The 14,171-nt window shown below is 36.2% G+C and carries 15 protein-coding genes, 4 tRNA genes and 1 riboswitch; of the genes, 1 reads left to right on the plus strand and 18 read right to left on the minus strand.

Annotated elements, in window-relative coordinates; translation table 11 throughout:
- Nucleotides 1–7: 7 nt before the first annotated feature.
- From ATZ99_RS08425 to hisC, 6 genes are all read right to left on the minus strand, one after another.
- Nucleotides 8–82 (minus strand) — tRNA-Gly (locus tag ATZ99_RS08425).
- Between the two features lie 7 nt (nucleotides 83–89).
- Nucleotides 90–165: transfer RNA gene (locus ATZ99_RS08430), tRNA-Phe, on the minus strand.
- Between the two features lie 10 nt (nucleotides 166–175).
- Nucleotides 176–253: transfer RNA gene (locus tag ATZ99_RS08435), tRNA-Asp, on the minus strand.
- Between the two features lie 5 nt (nucleotides 254–258).
- A tRNA-Val gene (locus ATZ99_RS08440) sits at nucleotides 259–334 on the minus strand.
- A 143-nt stretch (nucleotides 335–477) separates the two neighbouring features.
- Nucleotides 478–717, minus strand: a complete 240-nt coding sequence (locus ATZ99_RS08445; protein WP_068748801.1) for an alpha/beta-type small acid-soluble spore protein — start codon at nucleotides 715–717, stop codon at nucleotides 478–480.
- A 52-nt stretch (nucleotides 718–769) separates the two neighbouring features.
- A complete protein-coding gene (gene hisC, locus ATZ99_RS08450; RefSeq protein WP_068748802.1) occupies nucleotides 770–1,873 on the minus strand; it encodes a histidinol-phosphate transaminase in 1,104 nt (367 codons plus the stop codon).
- Between the two features lie 166 nt (nucleotides 1,874–2,039).
- Between hisC and ATZ99_RS08455 the strand changes: the two genes are divergently transcribed.
- Nucleotides 2,040–2,264, plus strand: coding sequence for a NifU family protein (locus ATZ99_RS08455; protein WP_068748803.1), 225 nt, complete (start codon nucleotides 2,040–2,042; stop codon nucleotides 2,262–2,264).
- Between the two features lie 32 nt (nucleotides 2,265–2,296).
- Here ATZ99_RS08455 and cobC read toward each other — a convergent pair whose 3' ends face one another.
- The 12 genes from cobC to ATZ99_RS08515 all read right to left on the minus strand — a co-directional run bounded on the left by cobC (nucleotide 2,297) and on the right by ATZ99_RS08515 (nucleotide 14,168).
- Nucleotides 2,297–2,920, minus strand: coding sequence for an alpha-ribazole phosphatase (gene cobC / locus ATZ99_RS08460; RefSeq protein WP_068748804.1), 624 nt, complete (start codon nucleotides 2,918–2,920; stop codon nucleotides 2,297–2,299).
- Nucleotides 2,921–2,944: 24 nt separating this feature from the next.
- Nucleotides 2,945–3,676, minus strand: a complete 732-nt coding sequence (gene cobS / locus ATZ99_RS08465) for an adenosylcobinamide-GDP ribazoletransferase (RefSeq protein WP_068748805.1) — start codon at nucleotides 3,674–3,676, stop codon at nucleotides 2,945–2,947.
- 11 nt (nucleotides 3,677–3,687) lie between these two features.
- Complete coding sequence (gene cobU, locus ATZ99_RS08470) at nucleotides 3,688–4,242, minus strand: bifunctional adenosylcobinamide kinase/adenosylcobinamide-phosphate guanylyltransferase (protein ID WP_068748806.1); 555 nt, start codon at nucleotides 4,240–4,242, stop codon at nucleotides 3,688–3,690.
- A 19-nt stretch (nucleotides 4,243–4,261) separates the two neighbouring features.
- Nucleotides 4,262–5,293, minus strand: a complete 1,032-nt coding sequence (locus ATZ99_RS08475) for a FecCD family ABC transporter permease (RefSeq protein ID WP_068748807.1) — start codon at nucleotides 5,291–5,293, stop codon at nucleotides 4,262–4,264.
- A 15-nt stretch (nucleotides 5,294–5,308) separates the two neighbouring features.
- Entirely contained in the window at nucleotides 5,309–6,280 is a 972-nt protein-coding gene (locus ATZ99_RS08480) for an ABC transporter substrate-binding protein (RefSeq protein ID WP_068748808.1), read from the minus strand.
- A 150-nt stretch (nucleotides 6,281–6,430) separates the two neighbouring features.
- A riboswitch (cobalamin riboswitch) is annotated at nucleotides 6,431–6,608 on the minus strand.
- Nucleotides 6,609–6,626: 18 nt separating this feature from the next.
- Nucleotides 6,627–8,360: a phosphoenolpyruvate--protein phosphotransferase gene (ptsP, locus tag ATZ99_RS08485; protein WP_068748809.1), complete on the minus strand. Its 1,734-nt coding sequence runs from the start codon at nucleotides 8,358–8,360 to the stop codon at nucleotides 6,627–6,629.
- Nucleotides 8,361–8,373: 13 nt separating this feature from the next.
- On the minus strand, nucleotides 8,374–8,700 hold the full coding sequence (locus ATZ99_RS08490) for a bh protein (RefSeq protein ID WP_068748810.1): 327 nt from the start codon (nucleotides 8,698–8,700) through the stop codon (nucleotides 8,374–8,376).
- A gap of 68 nt (nucleotides 8,701–8,768) precedes the next feature.
- On the minus strand, nucleotides 8,769–10,151 hold the full coding sequence (gene lpdA / locus ATZ99_RS08495; RefSeq protein WP_068748811.1) for a dihydrolipoyl dehydrogenase: 1,383 nt from the start codon (nucleotides 10,149–10,151) through the stop codon (nucleotides 8,769–8,771).
- An 18-nt stretch (nucleotides 10,152–10,169) separates the two neighbouring features.
- Complete coding sequence (locus ATZ99_RS08500) at nucleotides 10,170–11,480, minus strand: dihydrolipoamide acetyltransferase family protein (RefSeq protein ID WP_068748812.1); 1,311 nt, start codon at nucleotides 11,478–11,480, stop codon at nucleotides 10,170–10,172.
- Between the two features lie 11 nt (nucleotides 11,481–11,491).
- Nucleotides 11,492–12,469, minus strand: coding sequence for an alpha-ketoacid dehydrogenase subunit beta (locus ATZ99_RS12015; protein ID WP_068748813.1), 978 nt, complete (start codon nucleotides 12,467–12,469; stop codon nucleotides 11,492–11,494).
- 24 nt (nucleotides 12,470–12,493) lie between these two features.
- Entirely contained in the window at nucleotides 12,494–13,453 is a 960-nt protein-coding gene (locus ATZ99_RS12020; RefSeq protein WP_068748814.1) for a thiamine pyrophosphate-dependent dehydrogenase E1 component subunit alpha, read from the minus strand.
- 190 nt (nucleotides 13,454–13,643) lie between these two features.
- Complete coding sequence (locus ATZ99_RS08515; RefSeq protein ID WP_068748815.1) at nucleotides 13,644–14,168, minus strand: C-GCAxxG-C-C family (seleno)protein; 525 nt, start codon at nucleotides 14,166–14,168, stop codon at nucleotides 13,644–13,646.
- Between the last annotated feature and the right edge of the window lie 3 nt (nucleotides 14,169–14,171).

The raw sequence follows: 14,171 nt of genomic DNA on the forward strand, positions 1-14,171 counted from the left end.
AAAAAAATGGAGCGGAAGACGGGATTTGAACCCGCGACCCTCGCCTTGGCAAGGCGATGCTCTACCGCTGAGCCACTTCCGCATTTTGATGGTGCCTTGGGGCGGAATCGAACCACCGACACGAGGATTTTCAGTCCTCTGCTCTACCGACTGAGCTACCAAGGCTCAAAAAATATGGCGACCCAGAAGGGGCTCGAACCCTCGACCTCCAGCGTGACAGGCTGGCGTTCTAAACCTACTGAACTACTGGGCCGCGCATGGTGGGCGAAACAGGGCTCGAACCTGTGACCCCATGCTTGTAAGGCATGTGCTCTCCCAGCTGAGCTATCCGCCCGCGAGACAATTCTTAGTATACCCGATAATTTATAGAGTGTCAAAGCCAAATTTGCTTAATTTGCAGGGAAATTTGTCACTTTTTTTATATATACGCATGTTTTTTCCTTATTTCTTGTTATTGCATTTTATAGCTCTTATAATTTACTCTTTTTCTTCCTTTTTTAAATCTATTTTTCCATCCTTTCTATCCATTTCTTCTTCTGCAAGATTTATCATCTTTTTAACCATATGTCCACCAATTTTACCTACCTCTCTTGTAGTCATATTTTCGTATCCCCTCTTTTTTATATCATCATCCAAATGAAGCTCTTTTGCAACTTCCTCCTTTAAACTTTCCAGTTCATCCTTAGATTTTGGGTTAACCGGTTTTTTTCTTCCCATATAAATACCTCCAAAAAGACTTTTTTCTTATAATTTCCAAAAAAAATTACCTTTATGCATTGGCTTCTTCTAATATCTCCTTGAGAGCTTTAATAAATTTATTATTTTCTACTCTTTTCCCCACCGAAACCCTAAATGAAAATTTTAATGCTTCACTGTTATAAATCCTCACCAATATTCCCCTTTTAAAAAGTTCCTCAAAAACTTTCTTTGCTTCGATATTTGATTCTAATAAAATAAAATTTGTAGAAGTAGTAAATATCCTGATATTCTTTATGTTCATCAATTCCTCTATCATTCTGTCCCTCTCTTTAATTATTTCACGAGTATTATTTAAAAATCTTTCCCTGTTTTTTATTATCAATGAAGCAGCAGTCTGTGAAAAAAGGTTTACATTGAACGGAAGTTTGACCCTAAAAAGTTCTCTAATTATTTCTTTGTTTCCCATCGCATATCCTATTCTTAAGCCGGCTATGGAAAAAATTTTTGACATGGTTCTTATTATAATCAGATTTTCATGTTCAAAGATCATATCTCGGTACGTTTTACCACCAAATTCAAAATACGCTTCATCAATGCAGATTATCCCATCAAAGCTTTCAATTATTTCTTTTACTGCCTCTTCATTAAAATAGTCACCCGTAGGGTTGTTTGGAGAACAAATAAATAGTACTTTGTTTTTGTTCCCCATGGAATCTTTTTTTAATCTATAATAATATTCATTTAAATCTATATCGAATCTATAAAATTCTTTGTCTTTTATTTTTACCAGTGGAATATTAATAACCTCTGCCCCCGAAATTTTTGCAAAAACCTCATAGCTGGGAAAGGTAGGTGCAAAAATATAAACTTTACTTTCCGGTCCGGCAAAGGCAAAATTGATATCTGCTATTATTTCATCAGCCCCATTTCCTACAAATATTTGCTCTTTTTCTAAGCCGCAGTATTCAGATAATAACTTTCTTAACTCATCAGAATTCGGATCATTGTATAAATTAAAGGGTTTATTTTTTACTTCGTTGAAAATTTCATCCTTCAAATCATCCGGCACATCAAAATATGATTCGTTGGCATTTAATTTTATCATAAAATCGGGTCTTTCTTCAAAAAAGGGTTCTATCCCATATAAATCCTTTCTCAGGTATCCGGTGGTCAAATTATTTTCCTCCTTTTTCTGCATATTTATGCATATACTTTTGCGGTACTATATCATATAAAATTATTATGCGTCAATACTAAATATAGTTGATATTCTTCTTTATAATAATTAACATGTTTGATATAATTAACTGGAAAACTTTTAAAGAAGGGATGGGATCAATTTGAAAGAAAAAGTTCAAGAAGTATTAAATAAGATTCGTCCATCTCTGCAAGCAGACGGCGGAGATGTAGAACTTGTGGATGTGGATGAAAAAGAAGGAATAGTAAAGGTAAGATTAACGGGTAGCTGTTTTGGTTGTCCTTTTTCAACAATGACTTTGAAAAATGGAATCGAACAAATCTTAAAGGAAGAAATTCCTCAGGTAAAAGAAGTGAAAGCAGTATAATTAAAGGGAGTACGGTATATTTACCGTACTCCCTATTTTAAATGGCATGTATCATTTATTTTCACAATAAAAGCATTCTTTTTAATATCTCCATCTTCTTCTACCACAATCTCCGTAATAGAAGCATTTCCTATTTTTATTTTAAAAAAGGCTTCGGTATTTATCCCAAGTATAGCGGATATCACTGCTTTAATTGGGCCTCCGTGGGTCACCACAAGGATATTTTTATTTCCCTTGTGGGATCTTGCCATTTCCGAAAGTATATAATCCACCCTATTTATTAACTCTGAAAGGCTTTCTCCTCCGGGTGGTTGTAAACAAAAAGGATTATCAAGCCATTTAGTATATTCGTCTTTTTCTTCCTTCATAAGCTCTTCATAGGTTTTGCCTTCCCATTTTCCAAAACATAATTCCCTTAAAAGAGGGGTTATCGCTACTTTTTTATTGTGAAATTTATTTATTATTTTTGCTGTATTTATAGCTCTTGTAAGATCACTGGAATAAATTGCTTCAATTTTTTCCTCTCGAAATACATTAGCTAATTTCCAGGCCTGTTGCTCCCCTTCTTTACTAAGAGGAATATCTAACTGCCCCTGATATCGGGTTTCTTTGTTCCATAAGGTTTCTCCATGTCTAATAAGAAAAATTCTCGGCATATTAATTTCACCCATCCAACAATATTATTTATATAACAGCATTAAAATTAATAAAGAAAATATTTCTCCAACCTCGTTCAAAGCTCCATAAGTATCACCGGTCATTCCTTTTAATTCTTTCATTATGTAAAAACTAAATATAAGACCCGAAAAAATTAATGTCGTTAAAAAGTAAAATACTTTCACTTTCAAAATTATACCGCATATAATAACACATATAAATGAAGATATAAAAAATCTTATCCTGTCTTTTCCGCAATTGAAAGCCTTGCCCAGGCCTTTTTCCCTTAAATAGGGAAAGAAAACGATACCATAACTAATAAGCCATCTTCCGGCAACCGGTACAATTATTAATAAAAGGGGATTTTCTTTTAAAATAGACAAAATACCCGAAAACTTTAAAAGAAAATCTAAAACTATTGCAATTACCCCAAAAGCACCGATTCGGCTATCTTTCATTATTTCCAGCTTTTTGTCCCTTTCCTTTCCACTGAATATACCATCAGAAGTATCCGCAAGCCCATCCAGATGGATACCGCCCGTAATGACGGTTTCTGCAGTTAAAATTAACGCACAAAGGAAAGATTCTTCCAGTAAGCCTTTTAATGCAAAAAAAATTATATATAAAATAACTCCAATAAATGCACCGATTAAAGGGAAAAAACACACCGATCGCTGTAAATCTTTTTCGGTGATTGGCTTTTTTAAAAATTGAGGAAATCGGGTTAAAAACAAAAGAGCTGCATATAAAGACAAAGATACCACCTCTATTTAATCTTTAAAGGAATACCCGAAACCATAAAATAAACTTCTTCCGAAGCTTCAGCAATTCTTTGATTGGCTTCACCCAGAAGGTCTCTGTAAAATCTTGCTAATGGGTATTCGGGAACAATCCCTAAACCTACTTCATTTGAGACTATAATAAACTTGGCATTCAACTTTCTCGCGTTTTTAAGCATTTCTTCTAATTCTTTCAAAAATTCTCCCCGGATTCTTTCCTGTAAAAATATATTTTCAGAAAAATCCTTTAAAATCCAGTTTGAAGTATAAAGGGCAATACAGTCTAATAGTACGAATTTTACATCGTCAATATAATTTTCTTTTTTGATTTTTTCCAACACCTTAGAAACGTAAAGTGGTTCTTCAATGGTTATCCAGTTTTCGGGTCTTCTTTTTTTATGATTCTCTATTCTTTTCTCCATTTCTTCATCCTTTGCTTCAGCGGTAGCAATATAAATTACCCTGCCGTCAGTTTCTCTTGCCAATTTTTCCGCAAAAGAGCTTTTCCCGCTTCTTGCCCCTCCGGTGATAAAAATTATCATCTTTTAATCCTCCCGAAACTTATGAAAAATCTATTTTCCTATTTTTTATCAATAGATATAGAAAGAAAGGCCCACCCACTAAAGCTGTGATTATACCTACGGGCATTTCAGATGGGGCTATAATCACTCTTGCAAGGGTATCCATCACCATAAGGTAAAGTCCACCAAATAAAGCAGAAAAAACGTATAGATTTCTATGGTCTGGGCCTATTATTAGTCTTGAAATATGGGGTATAATGAGACCCACAAACCCAATTATACCACAAAAAGCAACTGCAGAAGCGGTAAGTAGAGAAGCTGAAATCAAACATAGTTTTTTTAATAATTCCACGTCCACCCCGGTGAAAAAAGCAGTTTCTTCGCCCAGTTGCAAGACGTTCAGTCCTCTTAAAATAAATAAACCCGCTAAAAATCCTGTTATTCCATAAGGAAGGTTAATAATCACTTCCTTCCATCCCTGATAAGAAAAGCTGCCCAGATGCCAGAAATAAATGTTTTTTAATTTTTCTCCTGAAGCGTACATGAGAAACGACACAATAGCTGAAAGAAAACTGCTAACAGCTATTCCCGAAAGCAAAATTGAAAATGAAAGGGTTTTCCCACCAATTCGTGCTATAGACCATACGAGAAATACTGCAAAAAGAGCGCCAAGAAAAGAAAAAAAAGGGGTCGCGTTCATTCCAATAAAATTCATACCTTGAAAATACAATATAGCTACCGAAGCTCCTAAGGATGCTCCCGACGACGCCCCAATAACGTAAGGATCGGTTAAAGGATTCCTGAACATTCCCTGATAAATTACTCCTGCACAGGAAAGTTCAGCCCCCACAATAAAAGAAAGTATTATCCTGGGAAGCCTGAAATTAAGAATTATAACTTTTTCCGCAAAAGTTAAGTCATATTCTCTTTTAGTAAATAAGGATAACAGGATCAGGGGTATCTTTTTTGCCGGTATATAAAAGGCACCTATACTTATGGATATTACGCTTCCCAGGAAAATTAATAATATTAATAGAAAATAGATATACCTTTTCGTAATTTTACGGAACATCTTCCCCTCCGGTAATTATTTAAAAATCTCTGGATGTATAATTTTTGAAAATTGTTCCAACCCATCCACCAGTCTCGGTGTGGGTCTTTGAATAATATTTTCATCCACGTAAAATACCTTGTCATTTTTTACTGCATTGATATTGCTCCAACCGGGTCTTTTAAGAATGTCTTCTTTTGTCTGTTCATTTACACCGTTAGTACCGTGATGAGAAAATATTATAATATCAGGATTTTTAGCTATTATTACTTCCTGTCCATAAACGGGATAAGGCTTATCCGAATCGCCTGCAATATTTTTCCCACCCGCTTTGGTTATAAGGTCATCTACAAAAGTCCCCGGCCCGACAGTGGTAATGGGTGAAGGCCATAATTCATAAAATACAGTAGGTTTTTTATCCTCAGGTATAGATGAAACTTTCTCTTTTACGGCATCTATTCTCTTTTTCAGAGAATTTACAAGTTCAGTGGCATCCTTTTCTCTTCCGGTGGCCTTCCCTACGAGAATCAAACTATCAAGCATTTCTTCAATATTTTTTGGTTCCAGCACTATAACCGGTATTTTCAATTCTTCCAATCTTTTTACTGGCTTTTCATGCATGGTTGTGGCAAGTACAAGATCCGGATTTAGCGATATTATTTTTTCTATATTAGGATTTGAAAAATCTCCTATTTTTTCTTTGCTTTTAGCTTCTCCGGGATAATCACAATAGTTTGTAACACCTACAACCCTATCGCCTAAACCCAGGGCAAATAATATTTCCGTATTGCTGGGGGATAAAGAAATTATTCTTAAGGGTTCCTTTTCAATCTTAACCTCCCTGCCAAGGCTGTCTTTTAACGTTACAGGGAAAAGTCCATTATTAGAATTTGAATTTTGCGAATCATTATTTTTGCTGTTTTTGCTGCAGCCAGACAAACCAACTACAATAATGGCAGCTATTAACAAAATTGTTAAGAGATTTTTGACAATAATTTTGTTTTTCACGGTTCTTCCTCCTCTTATTGCATGTTTTTAATTTATTTTTTATTCAAGCCTGAGAAATTACTTTTTATGTAACTAAAAAACCCAACCTTTCGGGAAGGAAAAGTTGGGTTTTTCTCCATTAATACCTGTACTCCCCCTTTCTTCCGAAGGTTCAGTACAAAACTTCAGGCAGGTCTCCTGGCTCCCGGTTCATCTTTCCTGCGCCTTCCCAGGGGTATAACTCCCCAGTGGCAAACTGCAGTACATCACCGGTTACAGTGGCGGGACCGCTCAGGACTTTCACCTGATTCCCTATTAAGCAATCCGCACCTGAAGCTTTACTTTATTCATTTTATTCTAAGAACTATTATAAGTTAATTCCCTTTTTATTACAAGTTTCTTTTATTAGTAACCTGATATCCTCCGCACTTTCCATTAAAAGTACTTTTTCCGCCAGTTCTTTTGCTTCATCGTATTCGAAGGACCTTATTATCTTTTTTGCAAAAGGTATTGCAGTAGCGCTCATAGAAAATTCGTCAAGCCCTAAACCTAAAAGAAGCGGTACTGCCAGGGGTTCTCCTGCCATTTCCCCGCACATTCCCGTCCATTTTCCTTCTCTGTGCGAGGCATCAATTACATTCTTTATAAGCCTTATTATTGCAGGATGAAAGGGTTCATAAAGATAGGCGATTTTTTCGTTCATTCGATCTACTGCCAATGTATACTGAATAAGGTCATTGGTCCCAATACTGAAAAAGTCCACTTCCTTGGCAAGAATATCCGCACACACTGCGGCAGAAGGAATTTCTACCATTATGCCTACTTCTATATTTTCATCAAAGGCTACTCCTTCTTTTTTCAGTTCTTCCATGGCTTCTTCTAATACCCGGTTAGCTTTTCTTATCTCGTCTATCCCGGAAATCATTGGGTACATAATCCTTATCTTGCCATGAGCACTGGCTCGCAAAATCGCCCTTAATTGCACTTTAAATAAATCTTTTCTATCCAAACACAGTCTGATAGCTCTGAACCCTAAAAAAGGGTTTAATTCTTCGGGCATTTCAAGGTAGGGTAGTTTTTTGTCTCCTCCTATATCGAGGGTCCTTATTATTACCGGCTTACCCTGCATTGCCTCAACTACTTCTTTATAAGCTTTATATTGTTCTTCTTCCGAGGGCATGTCCTCCCTATCCATATATAAAAACTCTGTTCTATACAGTCCAATACCCTCCGCTCCATTTTCCAAGGCACCCTTAACATCTTTGGGAGTACCTATATTCGCCGATAACTCTACCCTTCTTTTTTTATCTACAGTTTCAGCACTTAAAAAAAGAAGTTCCTTCATTTCTTCTTTAATTTTTAAATACTCATCTTTTTTGTCCATGTAGTTTTTCAATGTGTCGCTATCGGGATTAACTATTAAGATTCCGTTTATACCATCCACAATAACCAGTTCTCCGTCCTTTACTTTTTCACTGACTTCCTGCAACCCAACTACAGCAGGAATTTCCAGCGATCTTGCCATAATGGCGGTATGAGAAGTTCTGCCACCCATATCGGTAGCAAAGGCTAACACTTTATTTTTGTCCAGCTGAGCGGTATCGGAAGGGGTTAAGTCCTTTGCCAGAACAATCACCGTATCATTTAACTCCGATAAGCTTTTTATTGGGATGCCTAAAATATTTTTAATTATCCTTTCCCCTACATCCCTAATATCCGCTGCCCTCTCTCTCATGTATTCATCTTCCATAGAAGAAAAAATATCTATATATCCGTCAATTACCGTTTTAACTGCAAATTCAGCGCATAATTTTTCGTTTTTTATTTTTTCCTCAATCTCTGAAAATAGAACCGGGTCCTCTAAAACCATTAAATGAGCTTCAAAGATTCTGGCCTTATCTTCTCCTAATTTTTCCAGAGCATTTTCTTTTATCCGTTGCAGTTGTTCTTTGGATAAATTTATGGATTTATTTAGTTTTAGAAGTTCTGCCTCAACTTCATCCTCATTAACCCATCTTTGTTCAACTTTCACTTCAATGTTCTTATAAATAAAAGCTTTCCCAATAGCTATACCCGGTGAAGCTGCAATACCTTTATACATATTCTCCCCCCAACTATTCTTCTTTTTTTAAAATATCTTCCACCTCTTTTACAATTCGATAAGGTTTGGTAACAATTCTAATGGGCAGGGAAAGGATAAATTTTTTTAAATCCCCTTCCAGTTCTTTTGTCATTCTGTAAGGTTTCGTCAAAATCCTCTCAATAAAGTCAAGGGCATAGTTTTCAAGAAGTTTTTCCCTTCTTATCTCTATTTCGCTACCGCATTCCTCGCATTTTATCCTCTTCAAAATATTTCCTGCGTAATACACTGTATGCGGGGTTTCTTTATTGCAATGCAGGCAAAAAAGCTCAGCCTCCATTCTCGAGGTCTTACCATCCATACCCCGGACCTCCTGACGATTATTATAAATATAATATAACTTTTAATTTAAGAAGTTGCAATATTTTCCTAATTGATTTTATGTATCGGAATACCCAGTAAATCGAAAGCACTTTCCATAGTCACTTCACTTAGGGTTGGATGAGCATGCACGGTATTTACCAATTCTTCCGCGGTACATTCTAATTTTATAGCAAGTACAGCCTCCGAAATAAGTTCAGTTACGTTTGGGCCTATCATATGAACACCCAGTATCTCATTATATTTGGGTTCAGAAATAATTTTTACAAAACCGGAATTTTGTCCCAAAGTTAAAGCCCGTCCATTTGCAATGAAAGGAAATTTGCCCACTTTTATCTCTCCGTAAATTCTTTTAGCTTCATCTTCACTCATGCCCACACTTGCAATTTCCGGGTGGGAATATACACAAAAGGGAATGGCTTTATAATCCATTTTTTCGTTTTCTCCAAGAATGTTTTTTGCTGCAACAATCCCCTCATGGGAAGCCACATGAGCCAGCTGGTATTTTCCAACAATATCTCCAATTGCATATACATTTTTTATGTTTGTCTGCATTCTTTCATTCACCAGTATCCCTTTTTCGTTTTTTTCAATATTGAGTTTAACTACCGAACTAAAATCCGGCTTTCTCCCTACCGAAACAAGTATTTTTTCAACCGCATATTCCCTTATTTCTTTTTCTGATTCCACCACAACCTTTAGACCACTACTATTTTCCTCTATTTTTAAAACTTTCGAATTTACATATATGTTAATACCAGCTCTTTGCAAATGCTTTTTTATTTCTTCAGAAATCTCTCTATCAAAATTAGGTATTAGCCGATCCTGCATTTCAATTACTGTAGTTTTCACTCCAAAGGAATTAAAGATAAAAGCCATTTCTAATCCTATTACTCCTCCGCCGATTATTGCAAGTGACGAGGGTAATTCCCTCAGATTTAATATTTCTTCACTTGTCAAAACTCCTTGCAAATCGATGCCCGGAATAGGAGGTTTTAATGGCTTTGAGCCACAGGCTAAAATTATATTATCCGCGGTTATTATTTGCTCCCTATCGTTAAATAAAATTTTCACTTCCTTTTCGCTTTCAAGAACCGCTTCTCCACTATAAACATTTACACCATTAGCTCTTAAAAGATTTTCTACTCCTTTTTGCAGTGTTTTTATTACTTTTTCTTTGTATTTCATCAACATTTCCCAGTTGATGGAAGTACTTTCAACTTCAATTCCGAAACTCTTAGCTTTTCGTATTGAAGAATAAAATTCAGCACTATGACTGAGTACTTTGGTTGGAATACAACCTTTGTTTAAACAGGTTCCTCCCAATTCTCCCTTTTCTATCAAAGCCACCTTTTTATTTTTTTTCCCTAAATAAATGGCGGCGACGTACCCACCGGGACCGCCGCCTATAATAGCTACATCGTAATGCATTGACAATTCTCCTCCTCGTTATAAAAGCATTTCCACAGGATTCTCCAGCAATTCTTTTATCCTGTTTAAAAATTTCGCACCCAAAGCACCATCAATTATTCTGTGATCGCAGGAAAGGGTTAATTTCATAATGGGCTTTACCTTTAGCTCATCATTTTCATCAACCACGGGAGTTTTTACGATTTTTCCTACAGCCAGTATTGCACTTTCAGGTAAATTAATTACAGCTTTAAATTCCTCAATCCCGAACATTCCCAGGTTTGAAATGGTAAAAGTTCCTCCTTGATAATCATCGGGTAAAAGTTTTCCGCTCCGTGCTTTTATAATAAGTTCCGAGCTTTCCTTTGAAATTTCGCTCAAACCTTTTTTATCAGCATTTCTTATTACCGGAACCACAAGGCCTTCTTCCAATGCAACTGCCAGTCCGATATTAATATCCTCCTTAACTATAATAAATTCGTTTTCGATACTGCTGTTTAACATCGGGTATTCCTTTAATGCCCTTGCGGCCGATTTTATAATTATATCATTTAAGGAAAGTTTCACTCCCGTCAATTTTTCAATTTTAACCGAGAGTTCTTCTTTCAATTTTATGGCATTTGTCATATCAACGGATAATGTTAAATAAAAATGCGGAGCTTCTATTTTACTCTTTTTCATTTTTTCGGCAATAATTTTCCTTGGCCCTGAAAGAGGAATACGTTTTATATTTTCTTCTAAAGTAAGATTTTCATTTATTTTTGATAAAACATCTTCTTTTGTAATTCTCATACCTTCTTGTTTTGTAATTGTAGAAAGGTCTATACCTTTTTCTTCAGCAATTTTCTTTGCTACCGGCGTTACTTTTGTTTTGTTAATGTAATTTATTACATCCTTTTCTACAATTCTTCCATCAGGACCAGTAGGATTAACATCTTTTATGTCTATATTATTTTCCCTTGCTAATCTTTTTGCCGCAGGCGAAGCCTTTACCTTCTCAGTTTCACTTTCAGCATTTTTCTTTTCTTCCGTATTTCCTCTAATTTCACCTGTTACTTCTTGTTTTTTCTCCATTATTTCTTCCGGCTTGCCAACGTCATTATATTCTTCTCCTTCTTTTGTTATAATAGCAATGGTTTTTCCTACTTCAACAACTTGTCCTTCCAAATATACGATTTTTTTCAATATACCGCTTTCCGGGCATTCTTCTTCCAAATTTACTTTATCTGTTTGAATTTCAAGGAGAGGTTCTCCTTTTTCTACTCTTTCTCCTTCTTTTTTAATCCATCTTATTATTGTACCTTCGGTCATGGTAGTGCCAAGCTTGGGCATTTTAACTTCAAAGGCCATTTTCCTTCCTCCTAACGTAAAATTTGCTTTACTCCCTTTAATATATCTTCTATCTGAGGTACCGCATGTCTTTCTAAATTCGGGTTGTAAGGTATGGGTATATCTCTTCCTGCAAGCCTTTTTACAGGAGCATCCAAATAATCGAAAGCTTCGCTTTCAACAATACCTGCTGCTACCTCCGCACCCCATCCGAAGCTTTTAGGATCGTCTTCAACAATTAAAACCCTTCCTGTCTTTTTTACAGATTTTACAATAGTTTCCATGTCTAACGGCTTAATTGTAACGGGGTCTATAATTTCAACATCAATTCCTTCCTTTTCAAGTTCTTTAGCTGCCTCCAGAGCTTTTATTACCATTATTGAACCCGCAATAATGGTTACATCATTACCCTTTCTTTTTATATCTGCCTTCCCTAACGGAAGCACGTAATCTCCTTCAGGTACCTCGCCTTTTACCCTGTAAAGTAGTTTGTGTTCAAAAAATACCACCGGGTTATCATCGCGTATTGCAGCTTTTATTAAACCCTTTACATCATATGGAGTAGAAGGCATTACCACTTTTAATCCCGGAAAATGAGCAAAAACAGCAGGGAAGCTTTGAGAATGCTGTGCAGCAGCTCCAGTACCCGAACCCATAGGGGTTCTTAATACCATAGGTACCTTTGCCTTTCCTCCAAACATGTACCTAATCTTAGCACCCTGATTTACCAGCTGCTCCATCGCAAGCGTGGTAAAATCAGAAAACATAATCTCCACTACCGGCCTCATGCCACATAGAGCAGCTCCTACTCCTATTCCGGTAATTGCAGTTTCAGATATAGGGGTATCTATAACCCTTTTTTCACCAAATTCCTGAACAAGCCCTTTTGTCACACCAAAGGCTCCCCCATAAACCCCTATATCTTCTCCAATTAGAAAAACCGAACTATCCCTTAACATTTCTTCCCTTAAACCTTCTCTTAGTGCTTCTATATAAAGTTTTTCAGCCATTTTTTACACCTCTTTTTACAATATTTATGCATATACATCTAATTCTATATCAGCTACGGAGGGCTCAGGGCTTTCCATTGCAAACTTTAATGCCTCTTCTATTTCTTTTTTAACTTTATTTTCTATTTCATCGAGTTCATCAGCCGTAGCAATATTTTCAGATATTAACTTTTCTCTATATCTTTTAATCGGGCACTTTAGTTTCCATGATTCAATTTCTTCTCTCGTTCTGTAAAGATTTGCATCGCTTTTTGAATGTCCCAGCCATCTATAAGTTTTTGCTTCAATAAGGGTAGGCCCTTCTCCCCTTCTTGCCCTTTCCACCGCCTCTTTTACCGCAAAATATACAGCTTCCACGTCATTTCCGTCAACTATTACCCCGGGCATACTATAAGCGGAGGCTCTATCGGCAATATTTGCTACTGCCGTTGATTTTCCTACGTGTAGAGACATACCGTATACATTATTTTCGCAAATATAAACAACAGGAAGTTTCCACAAAGATGCCATATTTAATGATTCATGGAAAACTCCCTGATTATTAGCACCATCTCCAAAGAAACAAAGAGTAACTTTATTATCTCCCTTCAGCTTTGATGCAAGGGCTGCACCCGTAGCTATAGGAATACCTCCTCCTACTATACCATTTGCACCTAAATTACCCGATTCTATATCGGCTATATGCATGGAACCGCCTCTACCTTTGCAATAGCCCGTTTCCTTTCCCAAAAGCTCCGCAAACATTAAAGGGAGTTTCCCGCCCTTTGCTATACAATGTCCATGTCCCCGATGAGTACTTGTAATCATATCATCTTCTCTTATAGCAGCTATAGATCCTACTGCCGTTGCTTCCTCACCTACAGATAAATGACATGTACCCCAAATCATATTGGCTTTGAAGAGTCTATCAACTTCCTGTTCAAACAACCTAACTTCATACATTTTTTTATACATCCATAGCCTTTTTTCTTTAGTAAGCTCCATTTTATACATCACCCCAATCATTTTTTGACAACTAATTTATCAATAATGTTATATAATGCAATAAACATGCCATCAATTAAATCATTTAAATAACAGTAAATATCCGACACATTTTCAACAATTTATTCCACAATTTATGCCTTTTGTAATTTTACATTTTAAAAATATAAGTGGCATTAGCCACTTAATTTTATATATTTTTAGGTAAAATACCCTCTCTTATTAAAACATCAGCAAGCCACATAGCTGCAAGCCCCACAACATGTGTACATTTATCTTTATGTGCTCCCGCTTCCTCAAATTTCTCTTTTTCATCAGGCTTGCTAAAATTATAGTACTTCCCAAAAACCTTTGTCTGAACTAATGGGCATGTTTCACCGCCGAATTCCTCTTCAAAACGTTCCCTAATTTGTTTTATTAAACTTCTGTATTTAAATTTTGAACCGCTTATACCGTATTCTTCAAAACTTCGCCCAAAAAAGTATGAAATAACCATTACACAACCGCTAAATGCACCGCACGTTCCTTTTGCTTGGTCTGCTATACCTCCCGAAAATCCGCTGGCGCATTTAAAAACCAAATCGTCAATTTCGAAAAATTCCCTGATAGCAGCTATTACTGCTTGAGAGCATCCCCTATACTTTCCCTCGTAAAAGTAACCTCTTTTATACATCTCATCTAAAATCTTTTGTTTATTAAACTCCAAACAATCCATTAT

This window comes from Thermovenabulum gondwanense, from assembly GCF_001601575.1.
In the GTDB taxonomy this organism is placed as follows: Bacteria; Bacillota; Thermosediminibacteria; order Thermosediminibacterales; family Thermosediminibacteraceae; genus Thermovenabulum; species Thermovenabulum gondwanense.

Coding starts and splice junctions, on each gene's coding strand:
- ATZ99_RS08515 (WP_068748815.1), bottom strand. CDS start 14,168: ATGGATTGTTTGGAGTTTAATAAACAAAAGATTTTAGATGAGATGTAT.
- ATZ99_RS08490 (WP_068748810.1), bottom strand. CDS start 8,700: ATGGATGGTAAGACCTCGAGAATGGAGGCTGAGCTTTTTTGCCTGCAT.
- ATZ99_RS12020 (WP_068748814.1), bottom strand. CDS start 13,453: ATGGAGCTTACTAAAGAAAAAAGGCTATGGATGTATAAAAAAATGTAT.
- cobC (WP_068748804.1), bottom strand. CDS start 2,920: ATGCCGAGAATTTTTCTTATTAGACATGGAGAAACCTTATGGAACAAA.
- ATZ99_RS12015 (WP_068748813.1), bottom strand. CDS start 12,469: ATGGCTGAAAAACTTTATATAGAAGCACTAAGAGAAGGTTTAAGGGAA.
- ATZ99_RS08500 (WP_068748812.1), bottom strand. CDS start 11,480: ATGGCCTTTGAAGTTAAAATGCCCAAGCTTGGCACTACCATGACCGAA.
- lpdA (WP_068748811.1), bottom strand. CDS start 10,151: ATGCATTACGATGTAGCTATTATAGGCGGCGGTCCCGGTGGGTACGTC.
- cobU (WP_068748806.1), bottom strand. CDS start 4,242: ATGATAATTTTTATCACCGGAGGGGCAAGAAGCGGGAAAAGCTCTTTT.
- ATZ99_RS08475 (WP_068748807.1), bottom strand. CDS start 5,293: ATGTTCCGTAAAATTACGAAAAGGTATATCTATTTTCTATTAATATTA.
- ptsP (WP_068748809.1), bottom strand. CDS start 8,360: ATGTATAAAGGTATTGCAGCTTCACCGGGTATAGCTATTGGGAAAGCT.
- ATZ99_RS08445 (WP_068748801.1), bottom strand. CDS start 717: ATGGGAAGAAAAAAACCGGTTAACCCAAAATCTAAGGATGAACTGGAA.